At 69.1% G+C, this 11,830-nt stretch carries 9 protein-coding genes; 4 read left to right on the top strand and 5 right to left on the bottom strand.

All coding sequences use genetic code 11. The annotated features are described in order from the left end of the window. Positions 1-44 precede the first annotated feature (44 nt). From WME76_RS40905 to WME76_RS40925, 5 genes are all read right to left on the bottom strand, one after another. Positions 45-1,658: a hypothetical protein gene (locus WME76_RS40905; protein WP_437957576.1), complete on the bottom strand. Its 1,614-nt coding sequence runs from the start codon at positions 1,656-1,658 to the stop codon at positions 45-47. Positions 1,659-1,817: 159 nt separating this feature from the next. Next, the gene (locus WME76_RS40910; protein WP_437957577.1) at positions 1,818-3,215 is read right to left on the bottom strand and encodes a hypothetical protein; all 1,398 of its coding nucleotides are present in this window, start codon (positions 3,213-3,215) and stop codon (positions 1,818-1,820) included. 159 nt (positions 3,216-3,374) lie between these two features. Continuing rightward, positions 3,375-4,487, bottom strand: a complete 1,113-nt coding sequence (locus WME76_RS40915) for a protein-glutamine glutaminase family protein (protein WP_437957578.1) — start codon at positions 4,485-4,487, stop codon at positions 3,375-3,377. A gap of 243 nt (positions 4,488-4,730) precedes the next feature. Continuing rightward, complete coding sequence (locus tag WME76_RS40920) at positions 4,731-6,452, bottom strand: hypothetical protein (protein WP_437957579.1); 1,722 nt, start codon at positions 6,450-6,452, stop codon at positions 4,731-4,733. A 383-nt stretch (positions 6,453-6,835) separates the two neighbouring features. Continuing rightward, entirely contained in the window at positions 6,836-7,009 is a 174-nt protein-coding gene (locus tag WME76_RS40925; protein ID WP_437957580.1) for a hypothetical protein, read from the bottom strand. A gap of 31 nt (positions 7,010-7,040) precedes the next feature. Here WME76_RS40925 and WME76_RS40930 point away from each other — a divergent pair, with 31 nt between their 5' ends. The 4 genes from WME76_RS40930 (at position 7,041) to WME76_RS40945 (ending at position 11,739) form a co-directional block, all read left to right on the top strand. Next, a complete protein-coding gene (locus tag WME76_RS40930; RefSeq protein WP_437957581.1) occupies positions 7,041-8,477 on the top strand; it encodes a glycoside hydrolase family 30 protein in 1,437 nt (478 codons plus the stop codon). 93 nt (positions 8,478-8,570) lie between these two features. After that, positions 8,571-9,239 (top strand): lamin tail domain-containing protein, encoded by a 669-nt coding sequence (locus WME76_RS40935; protein WP_437957582.1) that lies wholly within the window; start codon positions 8,571-8,573, stop codon positions 9,237-9,239. A gap of 212 nt (positions 9,240-9,451) precedes the next feature. After that, a complete protein-coding gene (locus tag WME76_RS40940; RefSeq protein WP_437957583.1) occupies positions 9,452-9,682 on the top strand; it encodes a GNAT family N-acetyltransferase in 231 nt (76 codons plus the stop codon). Between the two features lie 329 nt (positions 9,683-10,011). After that, positions 10,012-11,739: a discoidin domain-containing protein gene (locus WME76_RS40945; RefSeq protein WP_437957584.1), complete on the top strand. Its 1,728-nt coding sequence runs from the start codon at positions 10,012-10,014 to the stop codon at positions 11,737-11,739. The last annotated feature ends 91 nt before the right edge of the window (positions 11,740-11,830 follow it).

Below are 11,830 nucleotides of genomic sequence, written 5' to 3' on the forward strand. Positions count from 1 at the left end.
AGCGCCTGCGCGGAAGAGGCGCAGGCGCCTCGCGAGGCGGGGGATCAGTGCGTCGTCGCGCCGCCGAGCGTGGGGACCGGCTCGTCGCCCGCGAACGCGGCCGCTGCCGCCGCCGGAGAGCACGTGTCCCCGTCCGCGTGCGCCGCGAGGAACGCCTTGAGGACGCCGTCGCGGTGCGGGAGGAACGAATGGGTGAGCGCCTGCGAGAGCTCCCCGTCCTCCCTGACATGGACGAACCGGAACTCCTGCTCATCCACGGGCCTCTCGGGCTCCTTCCTGGGCCACGTCACCCCGTTGCCGAGCGAGGCGCCGTCGCTGAGCTGATGGCACCCGGCGCACGACTGGGTCGTGGCGCGCGCGGCCACGTCCAGGGGCGAGAAGGTGGTGTTCTTCCCGAGGCGCACGAGCTCGGCCTCGAGCCGGTCGCGCAGCTCGAAGTTCCACGGGAAGTTCACCGGCGGCTCGAGCTGGAGGGCGTAGTCGTTGTCGCTCCGAACGATGCTCTCGCCCGCGTTGTAGAGGTCCTGGGTCGAGCCCTTGAGCTGGATGTCGTTGATATCGGGGCTGAAGGTCGTCAGTTTGTCCACCGACTCCATGAAGTCGTCCATGAACGACGCCCCGCGGGGGTCGTTCGGGTCGAAGTTCACGCCGAACAGGTCGGCGAAGGGGTTCTCCTTCACCGGGACCGGCTTGACGTGGAGCCGCGGCTCGCCGTCGGGCCCGGAGACCTTCGCGAGCTTGAACTCGTGGAGCTGCCAGTCCTGGCCGGCCTGGACTTGCGTGGGACGGTCGGGGTTGCCCATGAACTGGTTGGTGCGGATCTGGCCCGTGCCGGGCCGGCCCGCGGGGCCGTGGACCGCGTCGGCGTAGTTGTCCGGGTGGAGCACCGGACCGAAGCCGGCGTCGGGCAGGCCGACGGTGAAGAACGTCTCGATCTCCTGGGCGCGCTGGGCGGCGTCCAGGGTCGGCAGGCGCGCCCAGAGCTCGGCGACCGGGAGGCATGCGGCGACGCCGCATTCGGGGTGAGGGTTCGGGAGCTGGCCCTCGAGGATGATCAGGTTGCGGTCGGCCTGCCCGGCCGACTTCTTGCCGTAGACGATCCGGTACTCGCCGCAGTGCGCGCCGTCTTGCGGCGCGAGATCGAAGCGGTTCACGACGGCGAGCGGCTCCATGAAGTCCGGCGAGCTCGGGTCGAACGGATCGCTCGTGGCGAGGCGCCCCTCCCTCCGGGGGCACGAGATCCGATAGCCGTTGAACGTGGAGAAACCGTCGCTGTCGGTCTGGTCGTCGCAATGCCCGACGTCGGCGAACTGAGCCCCCGTGGAATGGTTGTAGAAGTCCCACCAGCGCCTGTAGAGATCGAGGGCGGTCTGTTGATCCCCGGTCCCCGCCCTCACGATGAGCTGATCGAGGACGCGCTTGAGCGGGAAGCGGGCCATGACCAGCGGGTCCGTGGCCTTCGTGAGGATCAGCGAGCGCTGCGCATCGATGTCCAGCGGGGCCGACAGCGCCCGCGCGTCCTCCGCGGCGAGCTCCTCGGCGTCGCCGCCGGAGAGCTCGCCGGGCGCGCTCGCGTCGCACGCGGCCAGAGAGGCTGACGCCGCGAGGCCCATGACCGCCGCGATGAACGGGGATCTGGATAGATGACGAAGAGACATGATGGCTCCTGGGCAGGACGGTCGCGTCGGCGGCGTCGACGCGACGCGGCCCCTCAGCCGATGTGCCTGCTGCTCGATGGATGTCGGCTTGCCAGGAGGCCCTTCGCCACAATCGTGCGAAGCAGGATGGGTCTTCTGCTGCGCTCGCGAGAGGTCTGCTTACGAAGCGGCCGCCCACTCGGACAACACGCGGCGGACGCGCTCGAGATAACCGCCCTCGCGCACGACTTCCTGGTATCCCGGCACCGCGCCGACCCACTCCCGCATGCGCACGTTCGTCGCATCGGTGAGGTACATCGTGGGGAGCCCCATGAGCGCGGGGCCATCCATGCCTGCGGTCGTGACGCCGAGCTGGCCGACGAGCCCGTGCGTTCGCCTCAGGGTCTCGAAGAACTGCAGCTGCGCCCGGCGCATGTCGAGCTGCCGGAAGGTGGGGTCCTTCCAGAAGAGGGTCATGTCGACCGCGCCCTCGGGGACCTGTCCGCCTCGAAAGGCGTCGCCCGTCAACACGGGCACGAGCCCCGTGCGTCGAACGAGGTCCGTGAGCTCCAGGAGCTCGGCGAGCGTCGTGTTCCGGTGCGGGTGGTGGCTCCCCTCGCGGATCCAGAGCAGCACCTTCTTCCGGGGTGACCTTCCCGCCTGCGCCTCCGCGAGCCTGCGATTCACCCAGCCGGTCACCGACTCCGGAATCGGCTCGTCCCCGAGGAACGCCGCGCGGAGCCTTCGCTGGGCGGAGGACGGATCGGCTTTGAAGGCGCGCGCGACGATCTCCGTCGTCTGCTTCACCGCGCGCGGGCGCGAGCGGTACGCCTGAAGGCGATCGCTCACGCCTGCATCGCGGAGAAACGCCTCGGCTTGCGGTGTTCCGGCGTTGCCCGGCTCGATCTGGATGGCCTCGCCCGCGAGGACGGCGGCCGCGGCGACGTACCACCCCTCGCCGAACGAGAAGCCGTTGTCCGTGTGGAACGTGTACGCGTGGTTTCGCTCCTCGATGATCCCGCGCGCCGCGCGAGCGGCGACCTCGGCCTTGTGCGCTGCCGCGCGCGCCGCGCGAGCGACCCTTGACCGCGGCGACCCGCCCTCGAGCTCTGTGGCGCTGATCGCCGCCGCGCGGGCCGAGGCCTCTGCGCCGGTCACGATCGCCTCCGCGCGCCGCCAGCCGTCGTCGCACGCCTCGCGCGTCGGTGCGCGCTGCGCGCTCAACGAGAGCTGGCCCGCTCCGTGGAGCGCGTCTTCTGCTCGCGCCGCGTGCGCCCTCGCCAGGGTCGAGTGGGCGCCCATCCTCGTCGCGAGGATTCGCTCTCTTCCAGCGGCGAGCTCATGTCCCTGCGCCGCGGCGCGCTCCTGCTCGGCGGCGGCCAGCGCGCCGTCCGCCTGCTCGATCGCGCGCTCGAGCAGATCGCGGTAGCGCTCGCGCTGCCCCGGCGTGTGCAGCGAGCTCGCCAGGGCGAGCGCGGCGTCGAGGCTGCCGGCGGCGTCGCGCTCGAGGTGCTGCCCGGCGTCCGCCTCGGCGAAAGCCGTCCCCATGCACACCGGCTCGGGTCCCTCGGTCCTCATGCTCAGGATCCGGGCAACCTGGCTTACCCGCTCGCCCTCGTCAACCAGTGAGGATGGCGAGGCGCTCCCGGGGCGTGGTCAGTCCCTGGTGGGAGGAACCGCTCCAGGCCGAGGGCCGCACGCGCGCCGGGCTCCGGCTCGGGTGCCTGGCCACCCGGTTCATTCGATGGTCAGGGACACGGTCTGGCTGGCATGCGCGCCGTTCGACGCCGTCACCTGATAATCGCCGGCCGGATACAGCGTTTCGATCAGGATCCTGCGCTTGTTGATCGCGGAGATGGGAGCGAGCTCGTCGACACCTGGCCCGGTGATACGCACGGTCGTCAAGCCCTCGACGAAGTTGTCTCCGATCACGTAGATGGGATACCAGGCGGGCATGTCGGTCCGGTCCGACGCGAACCGCGCAATGGTGGGCGGCAGGTCCGGATCGGCCGCGGGCTCGGGGGGGCACGCGGCCCACGGCGGGCAGTCGCCGAGGGAGCGGTACGGATCGCGTCCGAGGAGCTCCTGGACGCGCCATTCGCTGATCAGCTTCCCGCGCAGCCCTTGACTGTGGATCCTGTTGGGCAGCGCCGGCGTCGCGGGCACCGCGTCGATGCACCCGCTCTCGTCGGCGCGGTCGCGGCACACCGCCATGTCGACCTCGCTGGCGACGAACCGAGAGAGCCACGCCGCGATCGGGAGGGGTCCCGTCGGCTCGATGGCGGGGTCGAGGATCATGAGCTGCCCGCCGACCCGGACCACGGGGGCGACGTGGTGGCTCCACGACACCTCTCCGTCTGGCTCGTTCTCGGTCACCAGCGTCAATCCCGTGTTCCCCCTGGACTGGACCCGGGCATACCAGGGCGTCGGATACCCCCACTGGTGGAGGAAGTAGGTCGCCGCCGGGGCCCGCTCCTCGCAGCCGCTCTCGGGCTCGAGCCAGGGAATCCTCCGCAGGAAGCCGGGTTGCTCCGCCACGATGAGCTCCGGCACCCGTGTGTCGCGGATGCTCGCGAATCCCGTGCTGAGCTGCTCCTCGGTCCAGCTCGGAACGCAGTCGACCGGCAGATTCTCGAGCGAGCCCTTGAGCTCGTTGAACGAGTGCGGGCCGTCGAGCAGCGGGCAGCCCGCGCTCCCGTCGCCCTCCTGGAGCGGCGCCTCCACCCCCGAGCGCTCGATGTCGAGCTCCGGCTCGGAGTCGTGACCCTCGTCGCCGCCGCACGCCGAGGCGGCGAGGGCCATGGTGGTGGCACAGAACAATTTCGCCGTGGCAAGATAAAGATTCTTCATGAAGTACTCCCTGCGCGCGAGACGCGAGCCGCCTCAGCAGACTGGCTTGCATGGACGAGCTGACGGTCACCGGTGGATGCCGGCAACCTCGGTCGTCCTTCGCAGGATCGCACCTGGACGCGTCGTTTCCCCGATGTGCGTGCTCACACACCACGAGGTTCGAAGCCGCGCGGCGGCTCCCCGGAGCACGGAGGGATGAGCCCGTCGCAGGAGTCCAGGAGGGTGGCCAGCGAGCTCCCGCCCTCAGGGGGTGAACAACCCCGTGTAGGTCTGTACCTGGGCCAGGGTCGTTCCCTGGTACCTGAAGGGCGCCTCTCGCGTGTGCGTGCCCAGGTACGCGGTGAGCTGAACGCTGTAGTGCCGGCCGCTCTCGAGCACGCCCTCCGGCACCTTGACCGCGGTGTCCGTGGTCTCGACGCTGAGCACGCTGCTGCGCTGGCGCAGCACCGCACCGTCCGTGTCCTTGATGTCGTCGTGAAGCAAGATGACGACGCGATACCCGTCCGGCGCGCCCACGTCCGGCGGCTCGAAGGTGATGGTCGGCGTCGCGCCGGTGCCCTCCGTCACCGTGTCCGCTGGCGCGCTCTCGCCCTCGATCCGCAGGTCCCGCGGCAACCCGAGCAGCGGCACCACCGCCGCGCCGTTCGCGTCCGCGGCGCTCATGACGACCGAAATGAAGCCGCGCAGGACCTCCTGGCTGCCCTCGACGGGATGCGCCACCCGCGTGCGGAACGCCACCGTCACGTCGAGCAGCTCCATCCCTCTCCCCGCGTAGGGATTGCCGTACGGATACGTCGCCGCGTGGTCGCCGGGATGGAACGTGCTCAGGGCGTCGTTGCACCCGTCCGGGCAGAGCTCGGTGTCGCACGTGCCGTCATGGGGGAAGCAGGTCGGGTCGGCGGGCTCCTGGACGCTCGCGACCTGCGCGAAGAGCAAGGTGGGCATCATCCCATAGAGGGGCACGCTGTTGCCGGGCTCCTGGTTCAGCGCCATCGAGGTGACCGTGCCCGAGAGGGCGGCGGGCGCGTGCGCCGTCACCTGCGCGATGAACTGCGATATCCGGAGGTCGGCCGCGAAGCTCGACAGCTCGAGCGGCGAGAACGAGCCGTCGAGGGCGACCGCCTCGCCGTCCTGCATGATCACCTCCCGGGTCGAGAACGACGCTTCGGCCGCCACGTAGGTGAACGAGGACCAGGGATCGCGCGGATCCGCTTGATCCCATGGCAAGCCCGCCTCGTGCTCCACGACCTGCGTGACGTGCAGCACATCGCCCTTCGAGCCATCGACCAGCGGCAGCTCGCCGTCGTGCGAGGCCGGGTAGACCGCGTCCCTCCAGTTGAACGCCCACCCCGCACAGGCCGTGTCTCCGTCGGCGGGCGCGCCTGGCGTGCCGTCCTCCGGAGAGAGCGCCGCCAGCGCGTCGACATTGAAGCTGTAGAGCTCGATATGGTCCTGGAGCGGCTGGACCACCTCGCCCTCCGCGTCGCGGCTGACCTGGTGCCACGGCCTGAGCCCCTCTGCCGTGAGCGCGACATCGAGGTCCTCCGTCGCCGCGCCGCCGTCGGGCCGCCCGGCGAACGTGCGGCCGAGATCGACGGTGCGCGCCGTCATCTGCAGCATCGTGCGGCCCCTCGGCGCGTCCACGGCGCGCTCGTCCGGCGCGGTGGTCATCACGAGCCAGTACTCGCCCTCCGGCACCGCCGGGATCTCCCAGCGCGAGCCATCCGCCGACAGCGCGCCCGGGAACGTCTGCGCCGCGCCGTCCGCGGCGATGACCTGGGCCTCGATCGACGCGAACTCCGACATGTCCCGGCTGACGGTGATCTCGCCGCCCTCGGTGATGTACCGATCGGTCAGGTCGACGAGCACTCCCTCGAACGGCGCTCCGCCGTTGCCACCTGTTCCATCAGGCGTGCTCGCGCTCTCCTCACCACATCCCGTCACGGCCGCGAGTGTGGTGACCACCAGCATCGAAGAGAAATGAGTCCACGTGCGCATCGTCCCAGTAAACGAAAGCGGGTGGAAGCAGCGCAAGTAGAAAATTCCACCCCGCTACGTTTCTGCCGATCCCGCTCGCACGTGCGCTCTGCTGCAGCCGCGCCTGGAGGCTGGCCGACACTGCGCTGCCGGCGAGGTAGCGCGTTGCCGGAGCGCTCCCGACAGCCGTTACCGCCTGTGGGCATGCTGGTCTTCTGCGCCGCGCGCGGCCACGGCCGGCGCAGCCGTGGCCTGGGCACGTCGGGCGGACACCCACAGAAAACGTCGCTCTGCTCCGATCACCGCGGGGACTCGCGGGCATATAGGGCGACTCCTTTCCGACGGCTGCTCCGGGCGCCGCCACGGGTCTTTCACACCCCACGATCGAGGATTTTTGCGATGAACAGGGCACGAGGTTCGGCCACCGGCGTTTTGCTCGCGTTTTGCTTCGTGGGCTGCGGTTCTTCGCCCAGCGCGACAGAGCCCGAGGGCTCCGGCGGATCGGGAGCGGGTGCGTCCGGCTCGACGGGCTCGAGCGTCTCCACGGGCTCGGGCGCAACAGGCACGAGCGGTCCCGTGGGTTCAGGCGGTGTCGGCGGCGCCGGCGGCGATTCGACGGGAGACGGCGGCGCCGGCGGCTCGTCGACGGGCGGCGGGACCCCGGTTGTCGAGCCCGCGCTGGTCGTCTCCGGTCCGAACAACTACTGGATGATGACGGGCGCGCCGACCGAGGTGACGAGCGGCAATGCCGACGTGACCGTCGACGCCGCGACGACGTACCAGCGCTGGGACGGCTTCGGCGGCAGCTTCAACGAGGTGGGATGGCACGTGCTCTCGATGCTCAGCGACGCGGAGCGGTCGCGGGCCATCAGGCTGCTCTTCGACGCAGCGGAGGGGGCAGCGTTCGTGTACGGGCGCATCCCCATCGGGGCCAGCGACTACGCGATGGATCGTTATACCCTCAACGAGACGCCGAACGATCTCACGATGACGAGCTTCTCCATCGATCGGGACAAGGAGAAGTTGATTCCGTACATCAAGGCGGCGCTCGCCGTGAGGCCCGACCTCCACCTCTGGGCCAGCCCCTGGACGCCCCCCACCTGGATGAAGAGCAGCGGCGCCATGGATGGCGGCCGCATGAAGGACGACGCCGGCATCCTGGAGGCGTATGCCCTCTACTTCGCGAAGTTCGTGGAGGCGTACGCCGAGGAGGGCATCACCATCGAGGCGATTCACCCTCAGAACGAGCCGAACTACGAGACGAGGTACCCGAGCTGCCTGTGGACGGGGGCCCTCATGGCCAGGTTCATCGGCACCTACCTCGGGCCGACGTTCGACGAGCGGGGGCTCACGGCGCAGATCTACCTCGGCACGATGTCCAACGACGGGGCCGCCGCGGACGTGGCGATCCTCAGCGCCGTGACCGGCGAATCGACCGCGATGAGGTACGTCAAGGGCTTCGGGCTCCAGTGGAACATGCTGGGCAGCGTGTCTGGCCTGAAATCGCGCAACTTGCCGATCCTGCAAACGGAGCACAAGTGCGGCAACTACCCCTGGAACCCTGCGGGCCTGCCGACCTTCAACCCCGACAGGCCGCCGAACGATCACGCCTATGCCGAGGAGAGCTGGAAGCTCATCCGCGACTGGATCAAGGCAGGGGTGACCTCGTACAGCGCCTGGAACATGGTGCTGGACACGGCGGGGAAGAACCTGGACTCGCAGCGACCGTGGCCCCAGAACGCGCTCCTCACCGTGGACACGGCGAGCAAGACGTTGAACGTGACCCCCGTCTACCACGTCTTTCGCCACGTCTCCCAGTACGTCGATCCTGGCGCGATGCGCGTCGGCACGAACGGTGGTGACGCGCTCGCCTTCAAGAATCCTGACGGCACCATCGTCACGATTCTGTACAACTCCGGCGATTCAGCGAAGACGACCCTCCTCGGCGTGGGCGACAGGAAGCTCGAGTTCAGTGTTCCTGCCCACGGGTGGGCCACCGTCAACTGGAAGTGAGACCGACGCCCACACCCTCCGGAGCACCCCGGAAGCTGCGAGCGGGCGCGATGCGCCGAAACGTGCCCATTGACGCGCGCCCGGGACCGCCGTGTGCTGCGCGCCAAGGAGAACATCGTGATGGCACATCTTCGATTCACCATGGTCTTTGCTGCTGCGCTCTGCGCAGCGGGCTGCGGTTCGAGCGACGATCCGGGCGCCAGCGGCGCGCCCGGCACGAGCGCGAGCAGCGGGTCCCAGGGCTCGAGCGGCTCCGGCGGCGGCGGGCCAGGGGGAACGGGCGCGGGCGGCGACGTGACGACGACCGTCGTGATCAACGAGATCTCGGCCAAGGGAAGCGACTGGATCGAGCTCGGCAACCCGGGCCCGGGGTCGGCCGATCTCAGCGGGTTCCGCCTCTGCGACTCCGACGACAACGGCCTGTGCAACACGGCGGACGCGCTCAGGTTCCCCGAGGGCACGGCGCTCGACGAGGGGGCGTACCTGGTCGTCCTCGGCGATCAGGCGGCCGAGGCTGGCGCGGGGCCCCACACCACGTGCCTGACCGACGGCCCGACTAGCTGCTTCTACGCGACCTGGAAGGTGAGCGCCTCCAGGGGCGAGACCGTCTTCCTCATCTCTCCGAACGGCCAGGTGCTCAACGAGCTGGAGTACCCGATCGAGGCGGCCGCGGACGGGCAGGCGTGGGGCAGGTTGCCCGACCTGACCGGCGAGGGCGCCCTCACCGCGCCGACCCCGGGCGCGGCGAACGCGGCGCCCTAGCTCCGCGGGCAGAATTCCTGCCAGGGATCTGCGTCGAGAGAGGAGAGAGAGTTCGACGCAAAGCCGCCAAGAGCGCAAAGGCGCAACAATGCACGGCAATGTTCTGTCTTGCGCCTTTGCGTCTTTGCGCCTTTGCGTTGAAATCTCTCTCCGGATCCCGGGCCAGGCTCCTGTCGGGCGGAACGAGCTCCCGATCGAGGAGCTGACGAGGAATGAAAGCTCACGAGATGATCGGCCTCAATGCCGTCGACCCCGCGCACGCCGGCAAGGGGATCGGCACCGCGATGTACGAGTTCGCGCTGGCGCGCATGAGGCAGTCCGGGATGAAGGTCGCCACCGTCGCCACCGGCGGCGATCCGAGCCACGCCCCGGCGCGACGCGCCTACCGGAAGGCGGGGTTCGACGTCGAGATCCCCAGCGTGTGGATGTGCCGCAAGCTCTGATCGAGCCGTATCCCTTCCGCTGCACAAACGCCCTCACCTGCGACCTCCGCGCCCCTGAACGCGACCAACGCGATGCTCCGTCAACCCGGGGCAGGCCGCGCCGCGTCGGCTTGACATTCCCGGAGGAGATCTTAACTCATCGCTTTCGGTACTTCTAACTTGCTTGGTGGCATCATCGCGCACACTGGCGCCTCAGGGCTGGTGCGGTGATCCGCCTGAAGGAGGCTGCTTTGAGCCTACGTGCTGCCGCTCTCACAATGTGCGCTACCCTGGCAGCTGTTCTCACGGGCTGCGCTGGCGGCGCCGACACAGGCGCTGGCGATGGCTCCGTGACAGGCAGCGATCAGGTCAGCGACCAGCAGCCATCGTCGCTCGCGGCGTCGAGCTGCACGGTTCGCCTCACGCCGGCGAGCCTCACCGCCAGCGTCGCGCAGGCCGAGAATCCGGCAGGGAACGCCGCGGATGGCAGCCTGGCCACCCGCTGGTCGGGCCGCGGCAAGGGCGCCTACGTGACGGCAGACCTGGGCGCGGCGCAGAGCATCTGCGGCATCTCTCTGGCCTGGCACAACGGCGGAGTCGATGGGCGGATCTACGACTACGCGCTCTCGACATCCAAGGACGGTAAAGAATTCTTGCCGCTCGTGTCGGGGAAGAGCCTGCCCAACACCGCGCTCCAGCCGATCGCGTTCCAGGCCGTCGACGCGCGGTACGTCCGTCTCACGGTCGACGGCAACAACGTGAACGACTACGCCAGCGTGACGGAGTTTCAGATCACCGCCAGCGCGGCAGCGGCCAGCGCCTTCGTGCATCCTGGCATCCTGGTCAGCAGGGGGCAGCTGGACTTCGTCAAGGCGAAGATCGGCAGCGGTCAACAGCCCTGGAGCAAGGAATACCAGCTGGCGAGAGACTCGAACCCCGGAGGTCGGGGCTACGTCGCCAAGCCGGTGCCGGTCGTCAAGTGCTCCACGCCTTCAGCGACGGACGAAGCCGTCGCGCAGGGCTACGAGCAAGCAGGCTGCAGCAACATCATCGATGACTCGAACGCCGCCTATACGCAGGCGCTGCTCTGGTACTACAGCGGGGACGCTCAGTACGCCGAGAACGCGAGGAAAATCCTTGGCGCCTGGGCGCGTACGCTCACCGCCATCTTGTTCGATCAGCCCCGTTTTCCGAGCAACAATCGTCAGGTTTACGCCAACGGTCAGCTGAACGCTGGCTGGGCAGGCACCAAGTTCCTGCGGGCCGCGGAGATCTTGCGATACACGTACAGCGGCTGGACGGCCGAAGACACCGCGTTGCAAGAGGACCACTTCACGACCGTCTACTGGGACCTGGTGAAGGACGGCTGGAAGGGCGGCGGAAACGTGACCGCCGTGATGAACGAGACGGCGCTCGACATCGCGATCTTCACGAACGATCTCGACAAGTACGAGTACGTCGTGAGCCAGGTGCAACACTCGAGCAAGGCCATGATCTACATGCCGAGCGACGGTCGCCAGCCGCTCTATCCGATGTATCGGGGCCAATCTCAAGCGACCAACGACGCGAATGGCGACCTCGCGAAGCTCTGGACCAGCCCGACGCGCTACATCGCCGGCCTGGAGCAGGAGACCTGCCGCGACCTCGGGCACATGCAGATGGGCATGGGCTCGCTCGCGAACATGGCAGAGACGCTCCGGATCCAAGGCGACGCTCGCGGCGCCTACAGCGACGACCCGGAGCATCAGGAGAACCGTCTGCGGGAGGCGCTCGAGCTGAACGCCGACTACATGCTGCAATACCTCGACAACACGCGCGATCGAATGAACGTGGCGGTCACGCCCACGGGCTGGGTGCCGGCGCGGAACTGGCCTTGCCGCAGCTTCGCCGGCACCGCCGGCGGCTACTCGGCGGCCATGGGCTGGGAGATCGGGTACAACGAGTTCCACGGCCGGCGCGGTATCAGCATGCCGAACACCGAGGAGCTCATCACGCGCGTCAGAGCGATGACGAGGACCGAGACGCGCGTCGGTAACCACATCGGCTGGGAGACGCTGACGCACGCGGGTGCGCCCTAGTCGATCCTCTCCCGCTCGGGCTGGCCGATGGCCAGCTCCGGCGGGAGAGCAGCCCGGCGCCATCACGGCCCGCCGGCCGTGGGCGCGCGTG

Source organism: Sorangium sp. So ce119 (assembly GCF_051524405.1).
Classification (GTDB): Bacteria; Myxococcota_A; Polyangia; order Polyangiales; family Polyangiaceae; genus Sorangium; species Sorangium cellulosum_G.